The organism is Caballeronia humi, from assembly GCF_001544475.1.
GTDB classification, from domain to species: domain Bacteria; phylum Pseudomonadota; class Gammaproteobacteria; order Burkholderiales; family Burkholderiaceae; genus Caballeronia; species Caballeronia humi.
In genome coordinates, this window is sequence record NZ_FCNW02000001.1 from 345426 (window position 1) to 370726 (window position 25301).

The 25301-nt window shown below is 63.5% G+C and carries 24 protein-coding genes; 16 read left to right on the plus strand and 8 right to left on the minus strand.

Features of this window, described 5'->3' with window-relative positions; translation table 11 throughout:
• Window positions 1-59 precede the first annotated feature (59 nt).
• The 5 genes from queA (at window position 60) to secF (ending at window position 5995) form a co-directional block, all read left to right on the plus strand.
• Window positions 60-1109, plus strand: a complete 1050-nt coding sequence (gene queA / locus AWB65_RS01640; protein WP_087665465.1) for a tRNA preQ1(34) S-adenosylmethionine ribosyltransferase-isomerase QueA — start codon at window positions 60-62, stop codon at window positions 1107-1109.
• 55 nt (window positions 1110-1164) lie between these two features.
• Window positions 1165-2325 (plus strand): tRNA guanosine(34) transglycosylase Tgt, encoded by a 1161-nt coding sequence (tgt, locus tag AWB65_RS01645; protein ID WP_087665466.1) that lies wholly within the window; start codon window positions 1165-1167, stop codon window positions 2323-2325.
• Between the two features lie 167 nt (window positions 2326-2492).
• The gene (gene yajC, locus AWB65_RS01650; RefSeq protein WP_087658314.1) at window positions 2493-2822 is read left to right on the plus strand and encodes a preprotein translocase subunit YajC; all 330 of its coding nucleotides are present in this window, start codon (window positions 2493-2495) and stop codon (window positions 2820-2822) included.
• Between the two features lie 132 nt (window positions 2823-2954).
• On the plus strand, window positions 2955-5027 hold the full coding sequence (gene secD / locus AWB65_RS01655; protein WP_087665467.1) for a protein translocase subunit SecD: 2073 nt from the start codon (window positions 2955-2957) through the stop codon (window positions 5025-5027).
• A 17-nt stretch (window positions 5028-5044) separates the two neighbouring features.
• Window positions 5045-5995: a protein translocase subunit SecF gene (gene secF, locus AWB65_RS01660; protein ID WP_087665468.1), complete on the plus strand. Its 951-nt coding sequence runs from the start codon at window positions 5045-5047 to the stop codon at window positions 5993-5995.
• Window positions 5996-6080: 85 nt separating this feature from the next.
• Here the strand turns inward: secF and AWB65_RS01665 are convergent, their stop codons facing one another.
• A complete protein-coding gene (locus tag AWB65_RS01665; protein ID WP_159907491.1) occupies window positions 6081-8696 on the minus strand; it encodes an autotransporter outer membrane beta-barrel domain-containing protein in 2616 nt (871 codons plus the stop codon).
• Here AWB65_RS01665 and AWB65_RS36235 point away from each other — a divergent pair.
• Entirely contained in the window at window positions 8695-8997 is a 303-nt protein-coding gene (locus AWB65_RS36235) for a hypothetical protein (protein ID WP_159907494.1), read from the plus strand. The genes AWB65_RS01665 and AWB65_RS36235 overlap by 2 nt on opposite strands.
• A 63-nt stretch (window positions 8998-9060) precedes the next feature.
• Window positions 9061-9639 carry a hypothetical protein gene (locus AWB65_RS36240; protein ID WP_159907497.1) on the plus strand — a complete coding sequence of 193 codons (579 nt, stop codon included), beginning with the start codon at window positions 9061-9063 and terminating at the stop codon, window positions 9637-9639.
• A 74-nt stretch (window positions 9640-9713) separates the two neighbouring features.
• Here AWB65_RS36240 and AWB65_RS01670 read toward each other — a convergent pair whose 3' ends face one another.
• From AWB65_RS01670 to AWB65_RS01685, 4 genes are all read right to left on the minus strand, one after another.
• Window positions 9714-10988 carry an MFS transporter gene (locus AWB65_RS01670; RefSeq protein ID WP_087665470.1) on the minus strand — a complete coding sequence of 425 codons (1275 nt, stop codon included), beginning with the start codon at window positions 10986-10988 and terminating at the stop codon, window positions 9714-9716.
• A gap of 341 nt (window positions 10989-11329) precedes the next feature.
• Window positions 11330-11908 (minus strand): YceI family protein, encoded by a 579-nt coding sequence (locus AWB65_RS01675; RefSeq protein ID WP_087665688.1) that lies wholly within the window; start codon window positions 11906-11908, stop codon window positions 11330-11332.
• Between the two features lie 26 nt (window positions 11909-11934).
• Window positions 11935-12498: a YceI family protein gene (locus AWB65_RS01680; protein ID WP_087665471.1), complete on the minus strand. Its 564-nt coding sequence runs from the start codon at window positions 12496-12498 to the stop codon at window positions 11935-11937.
• Between the two features lie 121 nt (window positions 12499-12619).
• Window positions 12620-13180 (minus strand): cytochrome b, encoded by a 561-nt coding sequence (locus tag AWB65_RS01685; protein WP_087665689.1) that lies wholly within the window; start codon window positions 13178-13180, stop codon window positions 12620-12622.
• Between the two features lie 432 nt (window positions 13181-13612).
• Here AWB65_RS01685 and AWB65_RS01690 point away from each other — a divergent pair, with 432 nt between their 5' ends.
• From AWB65_RS01690 to AWB65_RS01710, 5 genes are all read left to right on the plus strand, one after another.
• Entirely contained in the window at window positions 13613-14320 is a 708-nt protein-coding gene (locus AWB65_RS01690; protein WP_087665472.1) for a paraquat-inducible protein A, read from the plus strand.
• Between the two features lie 38 nt (window positions 14321-14358).
• Window positions 14359-14994, plus strand: coding sequence for a paraquat-inducible protein A (locus tag AWB65_RS01695; RefSeq protein ID WP_087665690.1), 636 nt, complete (start codon window positions 14359-14361; stop codon window positions 14992-14994).
• On the plus strand, window positions 14987-16654 hold the full coding sequence (locus tag AWB65_RS01700) for a PqiB family protein (protein WP_087665473.1): 1668 nt from the start codon (window positions 14987-14989) through the stop codon (window positions 16652-16654). Before AWB65_RS01695 ends, AWB65_RS01700 begins: the two co-directional genes overlap by 8 nt.
• Window positions 16651-17325: a PqiC family protein gene (locus tag AWB65_RS01705; RefSeq protein ID WP_087665474.1), complete on the plus strand. Its 675-nt coding sequence runs from the start codon at window positions 16651-16653 to the stop codon at window positions 17323-17325. The genes AWB65_RS01700 and AWB65_RS01705 overlap by 4 nt, the downstream gene beginning before the upstream one ends.
• Window positions 17326-17462: 137 nt before the next feature.
• Window positions 17463-18074, plus strand: coding sequence for a glutathione S-transferase C-terminal domain-containing protein (locus tag AWB65_RS01710; RefSeq protein WP_087665475.1), 612 nt, complete (start codon window positions 17463-17465; stop codon window positions 18072-18074).
• A gap of 253 nt (window positions 18075-18327) precedes the next feature.
• Here the strand turns inward: AWB65_RS01710 and AWB65_RS01715 are convergent, their stop codons facing one another.
• From AWB65_RS01715 to AWB65_RS01725, 3 genes are all read right to left on the minus strand, one after another.
• Window positions 18328-18888, minus strand: a complete 561-nt coding sequence (locus AWB65_RS01715) for a TetR/AcrR family transcriptional regulator (RefSeq protein WP_087665476.1) — start codon at window positions 18886-18888, stop codon at window positions 18328-18330.
• Between the two features lie 95 nt (window positions 18889-18983).
• Window positions 18984-20120, minus strand: a complete 1137-nt coding sequence (gene mnmA / locus AWB65_RS01720) for a tRNA 2-thiouridine(34) synthase MnmA (RefSeq protein WP_087665691.1) — start codon at window positions 20118-20120, stop codon at window positions 18984-18986.
• Window positions 20121-20167: 47 nt separating this feature from the next.
• Complete coding sequence (locus tag AWB65_RS01725; RefSeq protein WP_087665477.1) at window positions 20168-20650, minus strand: NUDIX hydrolase; 483 nt, start codon at window positions 20648-20650, stop codon at window positions 20168-20170.
• Between the two features lie 239 nt (window positions 20651-20889).
• Here AWB65_RS01725 and AWB65_RS01730 point away from each other — a divergent pair, with 239 nt between their 5' ends.
• From AWB65_RS01730 to AWB65_RS01745, 4 genes are all read left to right on the plus strand, one after another.
• Window positions 20890-22038: a Re/Si-specific NAD(P)(+) transhydrogenase subunit alpha gene (locus AWB65_RS01730; protein WP_087665478.1), complete on the plus strand. Its 1149-nt coding sequence runs from the start codon at window positions 20890-20892 to the stop codon at window positions 22036-22038.
• Between the two features lie 18 nt (window positions 22039-22056).
• Window positions 22057-22383: an NAD(P) transhydrogenase subunit alpha part 2 gene (locus tag AWB65_RS01735; protein ID WP_087665692.1), complete on the plus strand. Its 327-nt coding sequence runs from the start codon at window positions 22057-22059 to the stop codon at window positions 22381-22383.
• Window positions 22380-23822: an NAD(P)(+) transhydrogenase (Re/Si-specific) subunit beta gene (locus AWB65_RS01740; RefSeq protein WP_087665479.1), complete on the plus strand. Its 1443-nt coding sequence runs from the start codon at window positions 22380-22382 to the stop codon at window positions 23820-23822. Before AWB65_RS01735 ends, AWB65_RS01740 begins: the two co-directional genes overlap by 4 nt.
• 145 nt (window positions 23823-23967) lie before the next feature.
• Window positions 23968-25281 carry a THUMP domain-containing class I SAM-dependent RNA methyltransferase gene (locus tag AWB65_RS01745; RefSeq protein ID WP_087665480.1) on the plus strand — a complete coding sequence of 438 codons (1314 nt, stop codon included), beginning with the start codon at window positions 23968-23970 and terminating at the stop codon, window positions 25279-25281.
• The last annotated feature ends 20 nt before the right edge of the window (window positions 25282-25301 follow it).

Below are 25301 nucleotides of genomic sequence, written 5' to 3' on the forward strand. Positions count from 1 at the left end.
TCGGCGCACCGGGCGCCGGCTGCGACGCCCGACCCACCGCGCATCGATCCACGCTTCCCATGTTCACGCTTTCCGATTTCGATTTTAATCTGCCGCCCGAGCTGATCGCGCAAACAGCGCTTGCCGAGCGCAGCGCGAGCCGCCTGCTCGAGGTCGACAACCGCACGTCGCCCGCCACGCTCACCGATCGCCAGTTCGCCGAATTGCCGAATCTGATCGACTCGGGCGATCTCCTCGTCTTCAACGATACCAAAGTCCTGAAGGCGCGCTTTCTCGGCCAGAAGGCCAGCGGCGGGCGCATCGAGGTGCTGGTCGAGCGCCTGACCGGCCCGACGACCGCGCTCGCGCAGATCCGCGCGAGCAAAAGCCCGGCGCCGGGCACGGTCCTGAAACTCGCTGACGCGTTCGACGTGACGGTCGGCGAGCGCGTCGAGCCGTTCTACACGCTGCATTTCCCCGCCGATTGCCTCACGCTGATCGAACAGTACGGCCGCCTGCCGCTGCCGCCGTACATCGAGCACGATCCCGACGTCTACGACGAAACGCGCTACCAGACGGTGTACGCGGCCAATCCGGGCGCGGTCGCCGCGCCGACGGCGGGCCTGCATTTCGACGACGCGCTCTTCGCGAAGCTCGACGCGCGCGGTATCGAGCGGGCGACGCTCACGCTGCACGTCGGCGCGGGCACGTTCCAGCCGGTGCGCGTCGAGAAGATCGACGAGCACAAGATGCACAGCGAGTGGTACGCGCTGCCGCAATCGCTTGTCGACAAGATCGCCGCGACGAAAGCGCGGGGAAATCGGGTGATCGCGGTCGGCACGACGTCGATGCGCGCGCTCGAAGCCGCCGCGCGCGACGCTGCGAACGCCGGCCGGCCGCTCGCCGCGGCCAGCGCCGAAACCGACATCTTCATCACGCCGGGTTATGAATTCCGCGTCGTCGACCGGCTGGTGACGAACTTCCACCTGCCGAAATCGACGCTTCTGATGCTCGTGTCCGCGTTCGCGGGCATGGAGACGATCCGCGAGGCGTATCGCCACGCGATCGACCAGCGCTACCGCTTCTTCAGCTACGGCGACGCCATGTTGCTCACGCGGCAAGCGCGCTGACCTTTTATCACCCATTTGCGCCGGACTGTTTTCCGGTGGCACAGGAGCACACTCAATGACCGATGGTCATAATCCGCCCACGAACGGCCTCAAGTTCGACCTTCTCACGACCGACGGCCAGGCGCGTCGCGGACGGCTCACGCTGAATCACGGCGTGGTCGAAACGCCGATCTTCATGCCGGTCGGCACGTACGGCACGGTGAAGGCGATCCAGCCCCGCGAACTCGAGGAAATCAGGGCGCAGATCATCCTCGGCAACACGTTTCATTTGTGGCTGCGTCCCGGTCTGGAGACAATCGGCGCGCACGGCGGGCTGCATCAGTTCATGAACTGGAAGCGTCCGATCCTCACTGATTCCGGCGGTTTTCAGGTCTTTTCGCTGGGCGATCTCCGCAAGATCACCGAAGATGGCGTCACGTTCGCGTCGCCGATCAACGGCGACAAGCTGTTCCTGTCGCCCGAAATCTCGATGCAGATCCAGAAAGTGCTGAACTCCGACATCGTCATGCAGTTCGACGAATGCACGCCCTACGCGACCAACGGCGTGCCGACGTCGCACAAGGACGCCGCCGATTCCATGCGCATGTCGATGCGCTGGGCGAAGCGCTCCGTCGACGAATTCGCGCGCCTCGGCAATCCGAACGCGCTTTTTGGCATCGTGCAGGGCGGCATGTTCGAGGATTTGCGCGACGAATCGCTTGCGGGTTTGGCTGACATCGGCTTCCACGGCCTGGCGATCGGCGGTTTGTCGGTCGGCGAGCCGAAGGAAGACATGATGCGCGTCCTGAACCACATCGGCCCGAAGCTTCCCGCCGACAAGCCGCACTACCTGATGGGCGTCGGCACGCCGGAAGACCTCGTGGCGGGCGTGGCGGCGGGCGTCGACATGTTCGACTGCGTGATGCCGACGCGCAACGCCCGCAACGGCTGGCTGTTTACCCGCTTCGGCGACGTGAAAATCCGGAACGCGACGCACAAGAATTCGCTCAAGCCGCTCGACGAAAGCTGCGGCTGCTACACCTGCGCCAATTTCACGCGCGGCTATCTGCATCATTTGCATCGCGTCGGCGAGATTCTCGGCGCGCAACTGAACACGATCCACAACCTGCACTACTACCTGGAATTGATGAGCGAAGTGCGCGAATCGATCGAAAATCACACGTTCGACACGTTCCGCAAGCAGTTTCACGAGAACCGGGCGCGCGGCATCGACTAGCGAAACCTACAAACGCATTACAATCAGCCGGCACCGCAACGCTGGACCCATTCGCGAAATGGCGTTAACAGCTTGATCGCAAAGCGCTTCCGGCGCTGTCGCGGCCTGGCCCGGTGTAGAATATCGGGCTAATTTTCTGAATCAGTCGTCAATACGGAGAGACCAACGTGTCGTTTATTTCAAATGCCTTTGCACAGGGCACAACAACGGGTGGCATCGAATCCAGCGTCATGCAGTTCCTGCCGCTGATCCTCATGTTCGCGGTGCTGTACTTCATCATGATTCGCCCACAAATGAAGCGCCAGAAGGAACATCGCAACATGCTCGCCGCGATGGCCAAGGGCGATGAAGTGGTGACGAACGGCGGCATCGTCGGCAAGGTGACGAAGGTGACGGACGCATATGTCGGCGTCGAAATCGCCGAAGGCACCGAAATTACCGTGCAAAAGGCATCCGTCACGACGATTCTCCCGAAGGGCACGATCAAGTCGCTGTAAGGCCAGTTTCTTTCGCGTCCGGCGCGGCCTCGCCCCTCCCGAGCCGCCGTCAGCACAGTCAGACGGCTCGTCGCGTTCAACCGCCGGACGCCCCCCGCTCCTCCAAGCCAACTTTCCCGTTCGGCCATCCCCATGAATCGTTACCCCCTCTGGAAATATGTCGTGATGCTGGTGGCGCTCGTCATCGGCCTCGTGTACACGCTGCCCAATTTTTTCGGCGAAGCGCCGGCGGTGCAGGTGTCGAGCGGCAAGGCAACGGTCAAGCTCGATTCGTCCACGCTCGATAAGGTCGAGAGCACGCTCGCCGCCAATCAGGTGAAGCCGGACGAAGTGACGTTCGACAACACGTCGACCAACGCGAACATCCGCGTGCGCCTGAAGGACACCGACACGCAATTGCGCGTGAAAGACCTCCTGCAGAAATCGCTCAACAGCGATCCGACCGACCCCGTCTATATCGTCGCGCTGAACCTGCAGGCCGCGTCGCCGCGCTGGCTCACCGCGCTGCACGCGCTGCCGATGTACCTCGGCCTCGACTTGCGCGGCGGCGTCCACTTCCTCCTGCAAGTGGACATGGCCGGCGCGCTGAACAAGAAGCTCGACTCCGACGCCGCCGACGCCCGCGCCCTCCTGCGCGACAAGAACATCCGCGATGGCGGCGTGAATCGCACGGGGCAATCTGTCGTCGTCAATTTCTCCGATCAGGCTGTCGCGGACAACGCGCGCGGCGTGCTCACGATTGGCGTGAGCGAACTGCAATGGGCGACGCGTCAGGGCGGCGACGGCTATCAGGTGGTCGGCACCTTCACGCCGGCGGCGCAAAAGCTCGTCGAAGACGGCGCGCTCAAGCAGAACATCACCACGCTGCATAACCGCGTGAACGAACTCGGCGTCGCGGAACCGGTGATCCAGCAGCAGGGCAGCGACCGCATCGTCGTGGAACTGCCGGGCGTGCAGGACACGGCGAAGGCGAAGGACATCATCGGCCGCACAGCCACGCTCGAAGCGCGTCTCGCCGACCCGACCAATACGCATCCGAGTCCGAACGACCCAGTGCCGCCGGGCGACGAACTCTTCACGCAAGGCAATTCGACGCCGGTTCTGCTGCGCAAGCAGGTGATCTTCACTGGCGACCGCATCATCGACGCCTCGGCGAGCTTCGACGAGCATCAGCGTCCGTCGGTGAGCATTCGTCTCGACGCGGCGGGCGGGCGGGCGGTCAGCAGCGTCTCGCGCGACAACATCGGCAAGCCGATGGCGATGGTGCTGTTCGAAAAGGGCAAGGGCGAAGTACTGACGGTCGCGACCATCCAGTCGGAACTCGGCGACCGCTTCCAGATCACCGGCCAGCCGACACCGCAAGCCGCCACCGATCTCGCGCTGCTCCTGCGCGCCGGCTCGCTCGCGGCACCGATGGACATCATCGAGGAACGCACGATCGGCCCGAGCCTCGGCGCGGACAATATCCGCAAGGGCTTCGATTCGGTCGTGTACGGTTTCGCCGCGATCGCCGTCTTCATGATCGCGTACTACATGCTGTTCGGCCTGATCTCGATGCTCTCGCTGTCGGTGAACCTGCTCTTGCTCGTCGCGATCCTGTCGATGCTGCAGGCCACGTTGACGCTGCCGGGCATCGCGGCTATCGCGCTCGCGCTCGGTATGGCGATCGACGCGAACGTGCTGATCAACGAACGGATCCGCGAGGAACTGCGCAACGGCGCGCCGCCGCAGCTCGCGATCCAGAACGGCTTCTCGCACGCCTGGGCGACGATTCTCGACTCGAACGTGACCACGCTGATCGCCGGCCTCGCGCTGCTCGCATTCGGCTCCGGGCCGGTGCGCGGTTTCGCGGTCGTGCACTGTATCGGCATCATGACGTCGATGTTCTCGGCCGTGTTCTTCTCGCGCGGTCTCGTGAATCTTTGGTACGGCGGCAAGAAGAAGCTGCAGTCGCTCGCGATCGGTCAGGTGTGGCGTCCGGACGGCGGCGACACCGCTGCCGCAACCGCGAACTACCTCGCGATGCAGCGTGGCGACGATTCCCCCGTCGACGAAATCGTCCAGCCGGCCAGGGCGAAAGCCAAGGCGCCGGTTCCCGCACGTTCGGCGAATCAGGCCGCCGCGCCCGCGCGCACCGGCAAGCCGGTGGCGCGCCGCCGCTCGGGTCCGGGCGTCGACCAAAAGAAACCGGGCTCGTCCCACTGAGCCCCGGAGAATAAATCATGGAATTTTTTCGTATTCGTCGTGATCTGCCGCTGATGCAGCGCGCGTTGATCTTCAACGCGATTTCGCTCATCACCTTTCTCGCGGCCGTGTTCTTCCTCGTGCATCGCGGGCTGCATCTGTCGGTGGAATTCACGGGCGGGACGGTCGTCGAGGTGCAGTATCCGCAAGCCGTACCGCTCGAACCCGTGCGCGCCACGATGGCGAAGCTCGGCTATCCCGACGCGCAAGTGCAGAACTTCGGCACGTCGCGCGATGTGCTGATCCGCCTGCCGCTCAAGCAAGGGCTCACGTCGGCGCAGCAAAGCGAGCAGGTCATCACCGCGCTCAAGGGCGAGGACGCGCAGGCGAAGCTGCAGCGCGTCGAGTTCGTCGGGCCGCAGGTCGGCAAGGAACTCGTGACAAACGGCCTGCTCGCGCTGGCGTGCGTGGTGATCGGTATCGTGATCTACCTGTCGTTCCGCTTCGAGTGGAAGTACGCGGTGGCCGGCGTGATCGCCAACCTGCACGACGTGGTGATCATCCTCGGCTTCTTCGCGTTCTTTCAATGGGAGTTCTCGCTCTCCGTGCTCGCGGCGATTCTCGCGGTGCTCGGCTACTCGGTGAACGAATCGGTCGTTATCTTCGACCGGATTCGCGAGACGTTCCGCAAGCAGCGCAAGATGACGGTCATCGAAGTCATCAACCACGCGATCACGAGCACGATGTCGCGAACCATCATCACCCACGGCTGTACGGAAATGATGGTGCTGTCGATGTTCTTCTTCGGCGGCCCGACGCTGCACTACTTCGCGCTGGCTCTGACGGTCGGTATTCTGTTCGGTATCTATTCGTCGGTGTTCGTGGCCGCCGCGCTCGCGATGTGGCTCGGCGTGAAGCGCGAAGACCTCGTGAAGGACAAGAAGGCGAAGTACGATCCGAACGATCCGAACGCAGGCGCGGAAGTCTGAGCGTCGCAGGTTAGAAACCAAAAGGCCGGTTCGTTCTGAACCGGCCTTTTGCGTAGGTGGGACGACGTGCTCGTGAAAACGAGCCTCAGAACGCCTTCTTGAAAGTCAGATTGCCTTCCAGCCCTTCTGCGCCCGCGGCGCCGAGATTGCCGCGGTAACCGCCGTCGACGGAAAGCGTCGTCGACTTGCCGAAACGCGCGTCGATACCCATGCCTGCGATCCAGCTATTACCCACGCCCGATCCGTTGAAACGGTAGCCCGACAGCATCACCGCCGTGTTGCCGCCCGACACGCCTTCGAGGCCGGCGCGCACATACGGGCGCACGCGCTTTTCGCCGGCACCGAATTCGCGGCCGACACGTGCGTCCGCTCGTCCGATCGCGCTCGTTTGCGAACCGAACTGGACGTCGATGCCATCGGCGTCGGTGGTGTCGGCGAGGCTCACGTTGACCATGCCAAGCGCCAGCCTGCCGTCGACGAACCAGTTGTTCGCCAGCGTGCGCGCATAGCCGGTTTCCGCTGCAAACGTGTAGCCCATACCCCGGGTCGATGCGACGTCGCGGCCGTTCGTGCTGAACGAATCGCTGAGGCGGTCGATTTTCGCGACGCCGTCCAGGTAGGCGCCGTTGCTGAACCGATACGTCGCCGTTACGCCGCCGCCGATGCTGTCGAAGCTGCTGCGGCTCTCGCCGTCCACGGCATTGCTCGACGTGCGGCCCGAGCCGTACGATCCGAACACGCCGAACTGAACCGAGGCGCCATTCCCGAGCTTGCGTTTGTAAACATCGGCACCCACCTGCGCGCCGCCGGATTGCATGTCGAAATCGCTGCCGTATTGCATGAACGAACGGTCTGTGTGCTGCGTATAGTTGCTTCCGAAAGTGCGGGCGTACACGCCGCGCGAAGCTGCCGCATCCGCATCCGACTCTATCGACGGCACGCCGTTGCGCGCATGAAGCATCGGTAACGCGTCGATCAGGTGATGCGTGAGAGACGTCTTGGCGGCGAGATACGACGGTGCCTGCGGCACGAGCAGTGCACGTGTGTCGGGCCTGACGGCCCTATCGATCGGCGCGGGCGTTGCTGCGGCGGCAGCGGCATCGCCGTTGTTCGCGACTGCGTCGCCACTGTTCGCCGTGCCGCCTGTGGCGCCAATCCCAGCCGTGTCCGTACCGTCGCCGCCCGTACCGGCCGAGGCAACCGTGTCCGTACCATTGCCAACCGTACCGGCCGAGGCGACCGTGTTCGTACCGTTGTCGCCCGCGCCGCCGCCGTTTGCATGCACGTCGCCGTCCGGAGGCGCAACGTTGCCCGGCGTTTCCGAGCCATTACCTTCGGGAGCAAGGCCGCCTTCGCTCACCTGCACGGAATTCAGACGATAGTCCCAAAACGCGTCGCCGGAACCCGCGACCAGCCGCTGCTCCGCGCTGGAAGCGCCGGGCGCAAAAGCGCTCAGATGATACTGATAGGGGCCCACCGCCACATACCCGTTCTGCAACTCGAAGCTCTGCGCCGACGCGTTGCCGCCGACCTGCACGAGCGAAATCCCTTCGTTCGAGCCAGGCGTGACTGACGTGCTCGTGAAGGCGCCCGCGCCCTGCGCGCGCACGTTCAGCGTGGTCGAGCCCTTTGCATCGCCCGCAATCAGCAGGCGGTCGGTTTTCTGGTTCGACATTGCGCCGCCTTCGTTCAGCGTCGTGTTCAGCGTGACCGTCGGGTTCCGTCCATTGGATGCGCTCGCGTTCCAGCCGCCAGCAACATTGAGCGTCCTGAACGAGCCGTCGCTCGACGGCGTGAAGTTCACCGAGCCGCCCGCCAGCGACGCGCTCGCCACGTTCGAATCGGCATTCAGGTTCCAGACGGCATCGTCGGAAACCGACAGCGCGCCGACATTGCGCGCCGCGCCCGTCCAGGCCGCGGTGCGATCGAGCGCTACGTCCACCGAGCTTTGCGCGTCGGAGACGATGTCGCCGGTCAGCATAACGGTGTCAGTCGCGCTGAACGACACAGCAACCGCGTCGCCCGCCGCGCCCGTCCTGACGTCGAGCACGTTCGCGCCGCTCAGTTGCGCGTCGCCCTTCGCCTGAACCGCGAGCGATGCGCCTTCGACGCGGATCGCGCTGCCCTGCGTGCTGCGGACAGCGCCGCCCGTCAGCGAGACGGACTCGGGCGTGCCCGGCCCTTGCTGGTCTTCGACGGAAATGCCGTGGGCGTTGTCGCCCGTGGCTGTAAGGGTCGTGCTGGTCATGGTGAGCCCGCCCGAGCGCGACAGCACCGCGCCGTGGCTCGCCGCGCCGGACGTCGTCACGATAGTGTCGTTGAGTGCGAGCGTCCCAGCCGATTTCGCGACGACGCCCGCGCTTTGCGCACCGCTCGTCGCGATGCTGCCGCCGTTCACGCTTGCCGTAGCATTCTGATCCACCGATATGCCGTGCGACTGAGCGCCCGATGTGGCAAGCGTCGTGCCTTGCGTGGCGAGCGTCGTACCTGCGTCGATCGCAGTCATTGCGCTGGCGTTATCGCCAGTCGTCGCGATACTGCCGCCGGTTGTCTCGATGCGGCTGGTGGACGCGGCAGACGCCCCGGTGGCCGACACACCGCTCGTTTGAACCCGCGTATTGTCGAGCACGATGCGCCCCGAGCCCATCGCCGTCGCGCCGATGGCGTTGTCGCCGCTCGTCGTCACCGTGCCGTCGGTCATGGAAATCAGCGAGCCGGGTACGAAGAAGCTGCTGTTTCGCCCATCCGACATCAATCCGTGGCTACCCGTGCCGGATGTCGTGACCGAGCTATCGCCGGTGAGGGCAATCACGCCGCCAGCCTTTGGCGTGGTTGCCGTTCGCACGCCCATTGCGTTGGCACCGCTCGTTTCCGCCCGGACCGCCGTACCATTGATCACTCCGCCCGCGGCCAGCAACGCACTCGCGTCCTCTCCGCTCGTCGTGACCGAGGAGCGGTTGACGTTCATGGACGCGGCTGTCGGGTCCGTCGAGCTCGCGTAGCCCAGCGCCGAGATGGCGCCGCCGCCCGGGCGTGAGCCGGGCGCGAATGCTAGCCCCGTTCCAGTGGTCATCACGACGCTGTCGCTTACTGTCAGGCTCGAGCGGGCATTTTTTGACGCACTCACGCTGGCACCGGTGCCATTCGCGCCGCTGGCCTCGATGCGGCTGTTCGAGATCGAAAGCGAGGTGCTGTTGGTTGCCGCCACCGTCGCGGCGTTTTGCACGCTGGACGTCGCTGTCACGTTGTCCACCGCAAGCGACGTATTCGTGCCCGATGTGCTGATGGCATTGGCCCCTTGGTACGTCGCTGGCCCGGATACCGTGTGCGCCTTGCCGTCGCTGAAATTCAGCGTGGCAGCCGCGGAAGCCGCCGGATATAACGATGCGAGAAACAGTAAGCTCGCGGCTACCACGAGCGGCCGGAGAACCCACGAATCGACGTCGCCGCAAGTTGCCGCCTGTTCCCGCGCACAGGCCGATACCGGCGATGACACTTGCGATGCAATGTTCATGATGCTCCTTGAGTCGAGTCGAACCGGTTCGGCAACTGCCGTTTCCGTGCTATTTCGAGATGACTCAAGGATAAAAATCGGGCGTTTTTTGAGATATAGGATTTATCTCAATCAATCTTGTAGATATTGAAATGTCTTGATCACCAAAAACCCGCCTCGGCGATTCTGAACCGGCCTTTTGCTTCGTTTCGTTTCCGCAGGCGCTCAGCGGAACCCGAGCTTGCCGCGCGCCGCGAGGAGCGCGACGAGACTCACGAGCGCCGCGAAGATCAGATAAAAGCTTGGCGCCGCCTTCGATCCCGTCGCGCCGATCAGCCACGCGATGATGAATGGCCCGAAGCCGCCGAAGATCGTCACCGCGACGTTATAGGCAAGCGACATGCCGGTCGTGCGCGTCGCGACCGGGAACATCTCCGACAAAAGACCGGGCAGCGCCGCGAAATAGCCGGTCATCAAGAGCCCGAACCCTGCCTGAATCACGAGCAGCGTGCCAAAGGTCGGATGACCGACGAGAAACGTGAACGCCGGATAGATCAGCACGAGCAACAAGACCGCCGACACCATCATGATCCGCGTGCGCCCGTGCTGGTCGGAGAGATGCCCGACGATCGGCGAGCACACCATCTGGATGGCGCCCGTCAGCAGGATCGCGGTGAACGCCACCGAGGGCGCGAGGCCCAGTTGCTTGATCGCGTAGGTCGGCATGTACAGCACGAGATACGTCGCGACCGTGCCGAGCACCACCACGCCGATCGCAATCACGAGCCGCAGCTTATGCGTGGCGAAGGTGTCGCGCAGGGGCGTCGTCGTGGTTTCGGCGGCGAGGAACTCGGGCGTCTCGTCGAGCCGCGTGCGGATGTAATACGCCACCGGTCCGATCAGCAAGCCGAAGAAGAACGGCACGCGCCAGCCCCACGCATTCATCTGATCGGGCGAGAGCTTCGTTGTCAGCAAGACGCCGAAGATCGCGGCGAGCAGCGTCGTGAGTCCCTGGCTCGCCACCTGCCAGCTTGCAAAGAACCCGCGTCGCCCCGGCACGTGCTCCGCGAGAAACGCGGTAGCGCTGCCGAACTCGCCGCCTGCCGAGAACCCTTGCATCAGCCGCGCGACGACCAGGATCAGCGGCGCAGCGATGCCGATAGAGTGATACGTCGGCAGCACGGCGATGATGAACGTGCCCACCATCATGAGCAGGATGGAGAGCGTGAGCGCGGCCTTGCGCCCTGCCCGGTCGGCGTAGGCGCCGAGCACAATGGCGCCCAGCGGCCGCATGAAGAACGACACGCCGAAGGTGCCGAGCGTGAGCAGCATCGAGACGGTGTCGTTGCCCGCGGGGAAAAACAGCTTCGAAATGACGACGGCGAAAAAGCCGTAGACGACGAGATCGAACCATTCGAGTGCGTTGCCGATCGATGCCGCGATCACGGCGCGCCATGCCGCCGGGCGGGGTATCGGCCGGGTGGCGGGGATACTGCTCATGCTGTCGTCTCCTTTGTCGACCAGAGTTGGCGCTGTCGGCGAGAGTTAGCGCTTTAGCGCTTACTCTCGTCCCATGCGCTTACTCTGGTCCCACACACAGTAAGTCGACCAGAGTTGGCGCTGTCGGCGAGAGTTAGCGCTTTAGCGCTTACTCTCGCCCCATGCGCCTTACTCTGGTGCCATGTCATCTAGTGGTCGAATCAGCGCGCAAAGTGCGTGCCGACTGTGCCACACCGGGATCGACAAAGACAATCCTTTGCAAAAATACAAACGCAAAAAAACCGCTTCGGCGCCGAGGCGCGCGAAGCGGTTCCTGATACTGCGTGCCAGAAAGGCGGCGCTTACTGCTTGATCCCTTCCGCCTGGATATGCAGCGTCGTCTTCAGGCTGAAGCCATACGCCTTGCCGTAATCCATGCCGTAATCGCCGCGATCGAATGTCGCCGACGCTTCGGTGCCGCACACTTCCTTCTTCAGCATCGGGTTCTGGAAGCACTTGAACGATTCGATCTTCAGGTTCAGCGGCTTCGTCACGCCGTGCAGCGTCAGCGTACCGACCACTTCCGTCGGCGTATCGCCGTCGAACTTGATCGACGTGCCCTTGTAGACGGCCGTCGGGAACTTGGCGACGTCGAAGAATTCTGCCTTCTGCAGATGCTCGTTGAGCTTGTCGTTACCCGTATCGATCGAGGTTGCGTCGATGGTCACGTTCACCGTGCCCGTCTTCGCCGCGCGATCGAGCGTCACCGCGCCGCTCGACTTGTTGAACTTGCCGCGCCACGTCGACACGCCGCCGAAGTGGTCAGCCTCGAAGCTCGGATAGGTGTGGTTCGGGTCGAGCTGGTAAGTATCGGCGGCCATCGCGCCGAACGACATGCTGGCGGCCAAAGCGCCCGCTGCGATCAAAAGTTGCTTCTTCAAGTTCTTCTCCAGGATGAGTGTGCCGCTCACTTCTTCGCGGCGACGATGTGAAATTTGATGACGACGTCGTCCGTCACCACCGAGGTGTCCTTCCATTCGCCCGTGCCGACGTCGAATTGCGTGCGCTTGACCGGCAGCGCGCCGTCGAAGGTTTCGGTTGCGCCCTGCTGCGTGACGGTGACGGGTACCGTGACGGTCTGCGATTTGCCCTTGATGGTCAGCTTGCCCGTGACCTTGTACTGGTTCGTGCCGGCCGGCGCGATCGCCGTGGACGCGAACGTGGCGCTCGGGAAGGTGGCGCTGTCGAACCATTCCTTGCCGCGCACCTGCTTGTTGTATTCGTCGTCGCCTAGGTCGTAGCTGCCGGTGTCGATCGAGATGTTGGCTGTCCCCGCCGCCGGTTTTGCCGGGTCGAAGCTGATCTGCGCGGTGAACTTCTTGAACTTGCCGTCGACGGGCACGTTCATCTGCTTCGACGTCGCAATCACCGTGCTCTTGGCGGCATCGACCTGCGCGTAGGCGGCAACGGCCGCCGCGAGCGACGTAGCGGCGACGCCCGCCAGGACCCAACGATAGAGATTCACTTTCATGTCAGCCTTGTCAAAGATGAGGCAAAAAAATACAACCTGTATTGGATAGCAAAATGCGCCTGGAACAATCCGCCGGCGGGAAATGCGCCGCCAACGCACAGGAAACAGTCGGCGCCGACGACTATTTGACGAACGGAATCATGCGTCCGAGCAAGCCGTCGCGATCGACGAAATGATGCTTCAGCGCCGCCAGCACGTGCATGACGACGAGCACGAGCAGCGTGTAATTGAGCCAGACGTGCACGAGGCGCAGCGTGCCTTTGAGCGCCTGGTCCGGTCCGATGAGGGTCGGCAGCGGCAGAATGCCGAGGTACACCACCTGAATACCCGCCGCCGAGCTGTAGAAATAGCCCGAGATCGGGATCACCAGCATCAGCAGATAGAGCACGAAATGCGTGACGTGCGCTGCGGCTTTCTGCCAGGGCGCGACGCCTTCGGGCATCTCCGGCGCGCGATGCGTGGTGCGCCAGAGCACGCGGATCGCCGCGAGCATGAACACCGTGACGCCGATCCATTTGTGCCACGAGAAGTACTTGAGCTTCGTCGGCGTGAAACCGGGGATGTCGGTCATGATCCAGCCGAGCCAGAAGCCGCCGACGATCAACAACGCGATCAGCCAGTGAAGGCCGATTGCCGTGGCGCTGTAGCGTGTCGTCGGCGCGAGTTGTGCGCTGCTTGCCATAAATGACCCACCGAAAGGATTGCGAAAGAGCCGGTTCGTCGCAACGACCGGCATTCAAGGCCGCCATCGTACCCCAACGGCCGCGTTCAGGCTTGGCGCCGAAAAATCATCGGCCGCGAGCCGTCAAGGCCCGTCGCTATTGAGCTTCAGCGATTCTAGCCGTTCAATTCGCCCGCCGCGTTCTACTGCCGCAACGAACTATCCTAGCGATGCAACAGTCCGATGACACCGTGCGCGCGCGACGGTCCAATCCAGTTAAACGTTCGAACGCGCCGTTTCATTCCAGCGGCGAAGGAGACGCACGGGCGCGCGCTGCGTCGCGGCCACGTCATTTGATACCATGCGCACTGGCCCGCCACTTGCTAGAACCGCCCGCTGCCGTTCATTCGGCGCCCCCGCCACGCACGATCGAGGACCTCGGCATTCCAACCCATGAAAGACGTTGACGAGAAACATTCAGTCGATCTGATCGCATGCCACGAATGCGACGCGCTTCTCGCCAAGCGATATCTGCCCAAACGCACGAGCGCGTCCTGTCCGCGCTGCGGGGCGCTGCTGTATCGCGCCGTGTCGTCAAATGTCGACCGGGTTTGCGCGATGACGCTCGCCGCGCTGATCACGTTTCTCATCGCGCAGGCGTTTCCGATCGTCGAACTGGACGCGAACGGCATCGTCTCGGAGACGACGCTGATCGGCGCGATCGTGGCGCTCTGGAGCGAGAACATGCAGGTCGTCGCGATCCTCGTCTTCTGCTCCACGATTCTGTTCCCGCTCACCGAACTACTCGCGCTCCTCTACGTGCTCGTTCCGCTGCGCGCGGGGTACGTGCCGGCCGGCTTCAATCTCGTGCTGCGCGCGATCCAGCTCGTGCGGCCGTGGGGAATGATCGAAGTGTTCATGCTAGGCATCCTCGTCACGCTCGTGAAGATGGTGAGCCTCGCGCGCGTGATTCCCGAAGCCGCGCTGTTCGCGTTCGGCGCGCTCACGCTGATGATCGCGGTGGTCGTAAGTTTTGATCCCGGCGCGCTGTGGGACATCTCCGAACGCCTGCCGAGGCAGCGCGCCCTGCGCATCCGGGCCATCCGTCAGCGTCGCGGTGAGAGTAGCAGCACCGCTTCCGTCAAGAGACACGAGCCATGAACGAACCCGTAAGCAGCAGCCAGCCGGACGCGCCCGATCTGTATTTCACGACCGCGTCGCGCGAAGGACTCGTTTCGTGCCATTCGTGCGGCCGCGTGCAGCCGCGCGCGTACACGGTCGAGCGGCAACGATGCGCGCGCTGCGACGCCTCGCTGCACCGGCGCTATCCCGACAGCATCGCGCGCACGTGGGCGCTGCTCATCACCGCCGCGATCCTTTACATCCCGGCGAACCTGTATCCGGTGATGCATACGGCGTCGATCGTCGGTTCCGAGGACGACACCATCATGAGCGGCGTCGCGCTTTTCTGGAACGACGGCGACTATCCGCTCGCGATGGTGATCTTCATCGCGAGCATCCTCGTGCCGATGCTCAAACTCGGCACGCTCGCGTTTCTCACGTGGTCCGTGCAGACGCGCTCGGTCTGGCGGCCGCGCCAGCGCACGACGCTCTTTCGCGCGGTCGAGCGCATCGGCCGCTGGTCGATGCTCGATATCTTCGTGATCACGCTCACGGTGGCGCTCGTGCGCTTCCGGTCGCTCGCGGTCATCACGGCAGGACCCGGCGCGCTCGCGTTCGCGTCGGTCGTCGTGCTGACGATGATCGCCTCCATGCAATTCGATCCGCGACTCATGTGGGACAACATCGAACCCTCAGGAAAGAAATATGACTAGTCCACAAGGGCCGAACGAGCCTCGCAACGATTCGCCGAACGGCGGCGCGAAAGGCGCCGGCGGCGGCTTACCGCCCAATCTTCCTGAACCGGTGATCGAGCCGAGAAGCCGCTGGCTGCCGTCGCTCGTCTGGGTCATTCCGCTCGTGGCGGCGCTGGTGGGCGTGCTGCTCGTCGTCAAGACGGTGGCCGGGCGCGGCCCGACCATCACGATCAGTTTCGTCAGCGCCGAAGGGCTGGAGCCGGGCAAGACGCGCCTCAAGTTCAAGGACGTCGATGTCGGCACGGTCAAGACGATCACGCTCTCGAAGGACCATTCGCGCGTGCTCGTCGATGTGCAGCTCACGAAGGAAGCCTCCGATTTCGCCGTGAAAGACACGCGCTTCTGGGTCGTGCGCCCGCGCGTCGCGGCAAGCGGCGTGAGCGGATTGTCGACGCTGCTGTCGGGTGCGTATATCGGCGTCGACGCGGGCAAAGCGGAGGAGGAGCAGACGCACTTCGTCGGGCTGGAGACGCCGCCGGCCGTCACCGGCGACCAGAAAGGCCACAAGTTCACGCTGCGCGGCGACTCGCTCGGCTCCATCGACATCGGCTCGCCGATCTACTACCGGCGCGTGCAGGTGGGGCAAGTGGTGGGCTTCAAGCTCGACAAGGACGGCACCGGCGTCACGATGGACGTGTTCGTCAACGCGCCATACGACCAGTACGTCGGCACGAATTCGCGCTGGTGGCACGCGAGCGGCGTCGATCTGCGGCTCGATTCGAGCGGCCTCAAGCTCAACACGCAGTCGCTGGCGACGATCGTGCTCGGCGGCATCGCGTTCCAGACGCCGCCGAACCAGCAGCCCGGCGCGCAGGCGCAGAACAACATGACATTCCGCCTGGGCTCCGACGAAACCGACGCGATGCGCGACCCGGACGGCACGCCGCTGCGCGTGGTGATGAACTTCAACCAGTCGCTGCGGGGCTTGTCGGTAGGCGCGCCGGTCGATTTCCGGGGCATCGTGCTCGGCAACGTGACGAATATCGGCATCGAATACGATCCGAAGTCGCGCAGTTTCCGGATGCCCGTCACGCTCAACATCTACCCGGACCGCCTCGGCACACGCGCACGCGAGACGCTGCCCGAGCCGCGCAGCCGCGAGAGCGAGGACTTGCTGCACCGCCTCGTCGATCACGGCCTGCGCGCGCAGTTACGCACCGGCAACCTGCTGACCAGCCAGTTGTACATCGCGCTCGATTTCTTCCCGAAAGCAGCGCCGGCGAAGGTCAATGCATCCGCCGATCCGATCGAGTTGCCGACCGTGCCGAACACGCTCGACGAACTGCAGCTACAGGTGGCGAGCATCGCGAGAAAGCTCGACAAGATCCCGTTCGACGAGATCGGCACGAACCTGAACAGTTCGCTCAAGAACGCGAACAGTCTCTTCAAGCAGCTCGACACGCAGGTCGCGCCCGAGGCGCGCGACACGCTGACGGCCGCGCGCAAGACGTTCGCCGATGCGCAGTCGACGCTGCAGCAAGATTCGCCGCTGCAATCGGACGTTCATCAGGCGCTGCAGGAACTCACGCGGACGCTGCAATCGCTCAATGCGCTCTCCGATTACCTGGAACGCCATCCGGAATCGTTGCTGCGCGGCAAATCTGGAGATAAACCATGAGGTCAGGCGCGTTTCTGATGACGGCGGCCGCGCTGTCGATCCTGGCGGGCTGCGCTTCCTCACCGTCGAGCCGCTTCTACACGCTCGGCGGCGAGGCGCCGTCGGTCTCGACGATGCCGGCGTCGTTCTATATCGAAGTGCCGCCCGTCGACATGCCGCAGCAGGTCGCGAAGAACCAGCTCGTCGTGCAGACAAGCGCCGCGCAGGTGCAGGTGCTCGAGGAGGAGCGCTGGGCATCGCTTCCGGCCGACGAGGTGCGGCGCGCGCTGTCGTCGGATTTGACGCGACAGCTCGGCGCCATCGACGTGTACGGCACGCCACGCCCCGATTCGGTCGCGGTGTATCGCGTGAAGGTGAACGTGCAGCGCTTCGAGTCGTGGCCGGGCGCGCGGGCCGTGATCGACGCCGTATGGAGCGTGCGCGCCGCCGGATCGCAGACCGTGCTGACATGTCGCACGGTCGCGCAGCAGCCGGTCGGCGCGGGCTACGACGCGCTCGTCGCGGGGCATCGGAAGGCAGTCGATCAGCTCGCGGCCGAAATTTCGGCGGGCGTGCGCGCCGTCAGTTCGGTGCCGGTGGCGGCTGTTTCGGCATCGAAAACGGCGGATGGCGCGAAGGCAAGGCCGGCCGCCGTGCTGCCGTGTCCGGTCGGGAAGGCTGCGGCGAGTTGAGGATCGGCGCGGTGCGCGAGCGCGCTGAAACTGTTGTCGTCCAACCACAACGGCGCCACCTCCAAATCACCTTGGCGCCTTGGCGGCCGGTTAAGATCGATCTCCATGACCAATCTTGCTGAAAACCCGCAAAGAAGATGATGAAACTGATCGGTTCGCTAAGCAGCCCGTTCGTCCGCAAGGCGCGGATCGTGATGGCGGAGAAGAAAATCGACTGCGAACTGGTGCTCGAAAACGTCTGGGCGCCCGATTCGAAGATTCACAATTACAACCCGATCGGCAAGGTGCCGTGCCTGGTTCTCGACGACGGCGAAGCCGTGTTCGATTCGCGCGTGATCTGCGAATACGTCGATACGCTGACGCCCGTCGGCAAGCTGTTGCCGCAAGAGCGGCGCGAGCGCACGGAAGTGCGCTGCTGGGAGGCGCTCGCGGACGGCATGCTCGACGCGGCGGTGCTGATCCGGCTCGAAACCGTGCTGCGCGAGGAAGAGCATCGCAGTGCGGCGTGGGTTGCGCGCCAGCAACGCAAGGTCGACGACGGCCTGAAGGCGATGGCGAAAGGGCTCGGCTCGAAGCCGTGGTGCTCGGCGAATCATTTCACCCTCGCCGATATCGCTTGCGGATGCGCGCTCGGATATCTCGACTTCCGCATGCCGGAGAGGAACTGGCGCGAGGACTATCCGAATCTGGAGAAGCATTTCCAGCGACTCTCGCAACGGCAGTCGTTCATCGATACGATGCCGAGCTGATTCAGCTCCGTAATCAAAGAGAGCCACCCGACCGGTGGCTTTTTTTTCGCCGCTACAATCGACTTCATCTACTGATAGATAGATTGGCGGATAAAACTGGCGAAAACGCCGGTACGGTGGCGTACAAATACTGAATTTCACCGGCGACCGCGTGGAAGGCGACCTATATTCGTCCACTCGGCAAAATCCGCCAAAATCTATCTATCTAAAGATAGACAAATGAGCCTGAATGGAACCGAGTTATCCACATTTTTCAACGCTTTGCGACCTGCATAATTTCATCCAGCCGCGCGGGCGTCTGGAAAAGCCGCGCCGCGAGCAGGCTTCCCTGAAACGCTGCAAATAACGCGCGGGCAGCGGCTTCGGGCTGATTGTTTGCGTGCAGCGTCTCCTGGATTTCGCCTTCGGCCAGCACCTTTGCGAGCCAGTTCTCATTGGCCCTGAAAAACGCCTGTACTGCTTGCCGCACATTGTCGGGCAAGGAAGCGATGTCCGCCGCGAGCATGCCGCACAGACAAACGCGATCGCCCTCCTCGCCGATCACTCTCACCAGCACCTTCACATACCGGTCGAGTTTTTTATCGGCGGGGGCGGAGCTGTCGATCGCGTAGATCGACGACATGACGTCCGCGCTATAAGCATTGACCGCTTCGAAGGCCAGATCTTCCTTCGACGGAAAGTAGTAATGGATGCTCGACGTCTTCACCCCGACCCGTTCCGACAGATCGCGATAACTAAATGCGTTGTAGCCGCGCGTCATCAAAAGAGTGCGGGCGTGGTCGAGCACTTGGTCGCGTACGGTATTTTTGTCCATTCGCCGATGATTATCTACTACTAGGTAGACAGTCAAGCGCTTGTATCAAAAAAGGTTTCGCGCGCAGACGGGCAAAAATCTGCGCGAAGAAACGGTCAGCGCGCGCTCAGTAGCGCCGCCTCATTCGCCGGCACTGGCGACGACTCCGTCACAGCCTGCTCGATGATGCCGCCGCCCAGACACACGTCGCCCTGGTAAAGCACCGCCGATTGCCCCGGGGTCACGGCCCATTGCGCCTCGTCGAAACTTAGCTCGAAACGCCCATCCGACGCCGCACCGAAGCTGCACGCAGCATCCGCCTGCCGATAGCGCGTCTTCGCGCCACATGACGCGCCTTCCTCGGGCGCCGATCCGGCGACCCAGCTCGTATTCCCCGCGACGAGCGTGCGCGCGAGCAGCCACGGATGATCGTGCCCCTGCACGACGTAGAGCGTATTGCTCGCCATGTCCTTGCCCGCGACGAACCACGGCTCACCGCTGCCGTCCTTCGCCCCGCCGATGCCGATGCCCTTGCGCTGCCCGAACGTGTAGAACGCGAGCCCGATATGCTCGCCGATGGTCTTGCCATCGGGCGTCTTCATCGGGCCGGGTTGGGTGGGCAGGTAGCGATTCAGGAATTCGCGGAACGGCCGTTCGCCGATGAAGCAGATGCCGGTCGAATCCTTCTTCTTCGCGTTCGGCAGGCCGATCTGCGCGGCGATCTCGCGCACGCGCGTCTTCGGCATCTCGCCGAGCGGAAACAGCGTCTTCGACAACTGCTGCTGATTCAGCCGATGCAAAAAGTACGACTGATCTTTGGTCCAATCCGTGGCCTTGAGCAACTGGAACAGGCCGTCGTGCTCGCGAACGCGGGCATAGTGGCCCGTCGCGATGGTCTCGGCGCCGAGCGACATCGCGTGGTCGAGGAACGCCTTGAACTTGATCTCGGCGTTGCAGAGCACGTCCGGGTTCGGCGTGCGGCCCGCCGAATATTCGCGCAGGAACTCGGCGAACACGCGGTCCTTGTACTCGGCGGCGAAGTTGACGGCTTCCACGTCGATGCCTATCAGATCCGCAACCGACACCACGTCGATCCAGTCCTGGCGCGTCGAGCAGTATTCGCCGTCGTCGTCGTCTTCCCAGTTCTTCATGAAGAGACCGACGACGTCGTAGCCCTGCTCTTTCAGCAGCCACGCCGTCACCGACGAATCGACACCGCCCGACATCCCCACCACCACCTTTTGCTTGCTCATGTTGCTACCGATTTGCTGAAGCGGCGCCGTGGCGGGCATCGAAGGGCTCAGGCCCGCACCACTGGCGCTACCGAATGCGTATGAATGAAGTCGAGCGGCACGCGCCGCCCGGCAAGATAATCGTCGACGCAACGCATGACGAGCGGCGTCCGGTGCCGCGCCGTGCAGGCGCGCAGTTCGTCGGCGGTGAGCCACATCGCGCGGACGATGCCATCATCGAGCTTGCGCCCCACTTCCTCGCCCGCCGATGTGCCACAAAACGTGAAGCGCAGGTAAGTGACGTCACGCCCCGGCCGCGCGAAGTGCGTCATGTAGGCGCCGACTAACGCCTCCGGCACGAAGCGATGCGCGGTTTCCTCCAGCGTCTCGCGGACCACCGCTTCAGCGAGCGTCTCGCCCGCCTCCAGATGACCGGCCGGTTGGTTTATCCGAAGTCCCGCCGACGTGTGTTCCTCGATCACGAGAAAACGTCCGTCCCGCTCGACGATGGCCGCCACCGTCACATGCGGTGCCCAATGGTCTGGTTTCATGGGTCGCTATTTTACCGTTTCGCACACTTTCACGCCCGTAGGTCCAAAACGGCCGCGGGCGCAAGCCTGAAAAACCCGTTGCACAAATGCGCCATTCAAGTGCCGGATCACATTTTTACAATGGCGTTCTTCGGTTACAGTTGCGGTAGCCGTTTGCCCCAGCATTTGAATTTCATAACTCAGCCTAAGTCCCGCGCTTCCTGACCGAACGCGCGCGTAGAACCATGGAGGATTCAAAGATGCACATCGGAGTGCCTGCTGAAACGCGGGCGAACGAGGCGCGCGTCGCCGCGACGCCCGAGACGGTCAAGAAACTCGTATCGCAAGGTCACCGGGTCACGGTGCAAAGCGGTGCGGGCTTGCCGGCGAGCTATATCGACGATGCTTACGCCGTTGCGGGCGCCGAGCTGGTCGATGTGAACACTGCTTTTGCCGCTGAGATCGTTCTCAAAGTCCAGTCCCCGAGCGAAGCCGAATTGCCGTTGCTGAAGTCAGGCAGCGTGCTGGCCGGCATGCTCGATCCCTTCAATACCGACAACACCGCCCGCTTGGCTGCGGCAGGCGTCACCGCGTTCGCGCTCGAAGCCGCGCCACGCACGACGCGCGCGCAAAGCCTCGACGTGCTGTCTTCGCAAGCGAACATCGCGGGCTACAAGGCGGTGCTGGTCGCGTGCAATCTGTATCAGCGATTCATGCCGATGCTGATGACCGCCGCGGGCACGGTGAAAGCCGCGCGCGTGCTAATTCTCGGCGCGGGCGTCGCGGGCTTGCAGGCGATCGCGACGGCCAAGCGCTTAGGCGCCGTGGTCGAAGCGTCCGATGTGCGGCCGGCCGTCAAGGAGCAGATCGAGTCGCTGGGTGCGAAGTTCGTCGATGTGCCCTTCGAAACCGATGAGGAACGCGAAGCGGCAGTGGGTGTCGGCGGGTACGCGCGCCCGATGCCGCCAAGCTGGCTCGCGCGGCAAGCGGCTCAGGTGCACGAGCGTGCGAAGCTCGCCGATATCGTGATCTCCACCGCGCTGATTCCGGGCCGCCCCGCGCCGACGTTGCTGTCCGTCGAAACGGTCAAGCACATGAAGCCGGGCTCCGTGATCATCGATCTCGCTGCGGGCCGTGGTCCCGAGTACGAGGGCAAGAAGGGCGGCAATTGTCCGCTGACCGAAGTCGATCAGGCGGTGATGAAGCATGGTGTGCATATCGTCGGTTATACCAATCTCGCATCAATGGTCGCCGCCGATGCCTCCGCGCTCTACGCACGCAACCTGCTCGACTTCCTCAAGCTGATCATCTCGAAGGAAGGCACGCTCAACATCGATCTCGCGGACGATATCGTCGCGGCCACGCTCCAGTGCCGCGACGGACAAGTCACGCGGCCGGCATCGGCGTAAGGGGACATAGACATGGAAGTGGACATCATCAATCACACGGTGATCAACCTGATCATCTTCGTGCTGGCGATCTACGTCGGCTATCACGTGGTGTGGAACGTCACGCCCGCGCTGCACACGCCGCTGATGGCGGTGACGAATGCGATCTCCGCGATCGTGATCGTCGGCGCGATGCTCGCGACCGGCCTCACGGTCAGCGGCACGAGCAAGTTCTTTGGCACGTTGGCTGTCGTGCTGGCAGCCGTGAACGTGTTCGGCGGCTTTCTCGTGACGAGACGCATGCTCGAAATGTTCAAGAAGAAAGAGCCTAAGAAGCTCGCTTCGGGCAAGGAGGGCGCGCGATGAGCCTCAACGTCGTCACGCTGCTTTATCTCGTCGCCTCGGTGTGTTTCATCCAGGCATTGAAGGGCTTGTCCAATCCGAAGACCGCGCGGCTCGGCAACACGTTCGGCATGACCGGCATGGCGATCGCCATCCTCACGACGCTCGCGCTGATCGTGAAGCAGGCGGCGCTGCTCGGGTCCAATCTTGGCTTCGGCCTCGGGCTCTTGTTTGCTGCGCTGATCATCGGCGGTGCGGCGGGCTCGTACATCGCGGCGAAAGTCGAGATGACGAAGATGCCCGAACTCGTCGCCGCGATGCACTCGCTGATCGGTCTCGCTGCGGTCGCGATTGCGTACGCGGTGGTTGCCGAACCGTCGGCGTTCGGGCTCGCGCCTCCCGGCTATCTGATCCCTTACGGCAATCGCGTCGAGTTGTTCATCGGCACGTTCGTCGGGGCGATCACGTTCTCCGGGTCGGTCATCGCGTTCGGCAAGCTCTCGGGCAAATACAAGTTCCGCTTGTTCAAGGGCGCGCCGGTCGTGTATCCGGGCCAGCACATGATCAACCTGCTGCTCGCGATCGCAATGCTCGGCTTCGGCATCATCTTCATGCTGACGCAATCGTGGCTGCCGTTCGTCGTGATGACGCTGATCGCGTTCGGGCTCGGCGTGCTGATCATCATCCCGATCGGCGGCGCGGATATGCCGGTGGTCGTGTCGATGCTCAACTCGTATTCGGGGTGGGCGGCGGCGGGTATCGGCTTCTCGCTGAACAATCCGATGCTGATCATCGCGGGGTCGCTCGTGGGGTCGTCGGGTGCGATTCTGTCGTACATCATGTGCAAGGCGATGAACCGGTCGTTCTTCAACGTGCTGCTCGGCGGGTTCGGTAATGAAGGCGGTGCGGCGGCTACCGGCGGTTCGACGGAGCAACGCCCGGTCAAATCCGGTTCGGCCGATGATGCCGCGTTCATGCTCGGTAACGCGGAAAGCGTGGTGATCGTGCCGGGGTATGGGCTGGCGGTCGCTCGCGCCCAGCACGCGCTGAAGGAGCTGACCGACAAGCTTGTCGAGAAAGGCATCGACGTGCGTTACGCGATTCACCCGGTCGCCGGACGGATGCCGGGGCATATGAACGTGCTGCTGGCGGAGGCGGAAGTGCCGTACGAACTGGTCCACGAGATGGAGGACATCAACAGCGAGTTCGGTCAGACCGACGTGGTGCTCGTGCTCGGCGCCAACGACGTGGTGAACCCGGCGGCGAAAACCGATCCGACTTCTCCGATCGCAGGGATGCCGATTCTGGAAGCGTACAAGGCGAGGACGATCATCGTGAACAAGCGGTCGATGGCGGCGGGTTATGCCGGTCTCGACAACGAGCTGTTCTATATGGACAAGACGATGATGGTTTTTGGCGATGCGAAGAAGGTCGTGGAGGATATGATGAAGGCAGTGGATTAACCTTCTTCCCACGCCGTCGTATTGAAGCCGAGGCCCCGCAAGTTTAGTTTGCGGGGCCTCGGCGTTTCTGTGTCAGGCCACGACCTCGATAATCGCCCCCGCGTACAATGTCACCTCCCAAGACATCAACGACGCACCTCCCGCCATGCCCCCTGCCCTGTTCGACTGGTTTGTCCCCTGCCCGCGCGGCCTCGAAGTGCCACTCGCGGCCGAGCTTGCCGAAATCGGGCAGCGCCATCTTGGCGGCGCATCCTTCAAGGCAGGCGCGCAAGTCCCGGGCGGCGTGCATTTCAAAGGCGGCTGGACAGCCGGCATGGCGGCGAACCTGCATTCGCGCATCGCGAGCCGCGTGCTCCTGAAAATCGCCCACGGCCCGTATCGCAGCGAAAACGACATCTACGAACTCGCCTACCAGCAGCAATGGGAGCAGTGGTTCACACCGAACCAGACGATGCGCGTCGACATCACCGCGATCAAATCGCCGCTGCGCAGCCTCGAATTCGCGACGCTGCGGGTGAAGGACGCCGTCTGCGACCGTCTGCGCGAACTGAGCGGCTCACGTCCGAGCGTCGATACGCAGCAACCCGACGTGCGCGTCTTCGCGTTCCTCACGATCAACGAATGCACGCTCTACCTCGACACCTCCGGCGACCCGCTCTTCAAGCGCGGCTGGCGGCTCGACAAGGGCGCGGCGCCCCTGCGCGAAAATCTCGCGGCCGGCATCCTGCGCCTGACCGGCTGGACGCCCGGCACGCCGCTCTACGATCCGATGTGCGGCAGCGGTACGTTCCTCGCCGAAGCCGCGCAAGTGGCGCTGAACATCGCGCCGGGCGTCGAGCGCCGGTTCGGCTTCGAGAAGCTGAAGCAATACGACGTCAACGCGTGGCAGAAGCTGAAAGTCGCCGCCGTCGATGCCAAGCGCGCCGCGCGCACCTCGCGCGCCGATCTGCAAATCTTCGGCAGCGACATCTCCGGCGACATGCTCGACAAGGCGCGCGCCAACCTGGACCGCGCGGGGTTGCCGGATTTGTCGCTGAAACAGGTCGACGCCCGCAACATGACGCCGCCCACCGATGCCCCCGGCATCCTGGTCGCGAACCCGCCGTATGGCGAGCGGATCGAAGTGCGAGGCCGCGGCCCGCGCGGCGAAATCCGCGACACGGGACGCGGCCGCCGTGATCGCGACGAAGACGACGAAGCCTTCACCCGCGCCCAGCCCGATCCCGCCGATACCGAGTTCTTCATCTCGTTCGGCAATGCGCTCAAGCAGCGCTTTCCCGGCTGGCGCGCTTACGTGCTCACATCCGACCGCAAGCTGCCGGGCCTCATGCGCCTGCGCGAATCGACGAAAACGCCGCTTTTCAACGGCGCGCTCGAATGCCGCCTGTTCCGCTTCGACCTGATCGCGGGCAGCGTGCGCAATCGTCCGGCGAGCCAGGACGCGCCTCGCGAAGAATGACGCGGCGGCGCCCGCCATTT

Bases quoted from the DNA above. Each gene is read 5' to 3' on its own strand.
- AWB65_RS01710 (WP_087665475.1), top strand. From the start codon at position 17,463: ATGATGAAACTGATCGGTTCGCTAAGCAGCCCGTTCGTCCGCAAGGCG.
- AWB65_RS36235 (WP_159907494.1), top strand. From the start codon at position 8,695: ATGGAAATCAGCGAGCCGGGTACGAAGAAGCTGCTGTTTCGCCCATCC.
- tgt (WP_087665466.1), top strand. From the start codon at position 1,165: ATGACCGATGGTCATAATCCGCCCACGAACGGCCTCAAGTTCGACCTT.
- AWB65_RS01690 (WP_087665472.1), top strand. From the start codon at position 13,613: ATGAAAGACGTTGACGAGAAACATTCAGTCGATCTGATCGCATGCCAC.
- AWB65_RS01680 (WP_087665471.1), bottom strand. From the start codon at position 12,498: ATGAAAGTGAATCTCTATCGTTGGGTCCTGGCGGGCGTCGCCGCTACG.
- AWB65_RS01725 (WP_087665477.1), bottom strand. From the start codon at position 20,650: ATGAAACCAGACCATTGGGCACCGCATGTGACGGTGGCGGCCATCGTC.
- AWB65_RS01665 (WP_159907491.1), bottom strand. From the start codon at position 8,696: ATGACCGACGGCACGGTGACGACGAGCGGCGACAACGCCATCGGCGCG.
- AWB65_RS01715 (WP_087665476.1), bottom strand. From the start codon at position 18,888: ATGGACAAAAATACCGTACGCGACCAAGTGCTCGACCACGCCCGCACT.
- AWB65_RS01740 (WP_087665479.1), top strand. From the start codon at position 22,380: ATGAGCCTCAACGTCGTCACGCTGCTTTATCTCGTCGCCTCGGTGTGT.
- AWB65_RS01705 (WP_087665474.1), top strand. From the start codon at position 16,651: ATGAGGTCAGGCGCGTTTCTGATGACGGCGGCCGCGCTGTCGATCCTG.
- queA (WP_087665465.1), top strand. From the start codon at position 60: ATGTTCACGCTTTCCGATTTCGATTTTAATCTGCCGCCCGAGCTGATC.
- AWB65_RS01670 (WP_087665470.1), bottom strand. From the start codon at position 10,988: ATGAGCAGTATCCCCGCCACCCGGCCGATACCCCGCCCGGCGGCATGG.
- secD (WP_087665467.1), top strand. From the start codon at position 2,955: ATGAATCGTTACCCCCTCTGGAAATATGTCGTGATGCTGGTGGCGCTC.
- AWB65_RS01700 (WP_087665473.1), top strand. From the start codon at position 14,987: ATGACTAGTCCACAAGGGCCGAACGAGCCTCGCAACGATTCGCCGAAC.
- AWB65_RS01730 (WP_087665478.1), top strand. From the start codon at position 20,890: ATGCACATCGGAGTGCCTGCTGAAACGCGGGCGAACGAGGCGCGCGTC.
- AWB65_RS01685 (WP_087665689.1), bottom strand. From the start codon at position 13,180: ATGGCAAGCAGCGCACAACTCGCGCCGACGACACGCTACAGCGCCACG.
- AWB65_RS01745 (WP_087665480.1), top strand. From the start codon at position 23,968: ATGCCCCCTGCCCTGTTCGACTGGTTTGTCCCCTGCCCGCGCGGCCTC.
- mnmA (WP_087665691.1), bottom strand. From the start codon at position 20,120: ATGAGCAAGCAAAAGGTGGTGGTGGGGATGTCGGGCGGTGTCGATTCG.
- secF (WP_087665468.1), top strand. From the start codon at position 5,045: ATGGAATTTTTTCGTATTCGTCGTGATCTGCCGCTGATGCAGCGCGCG.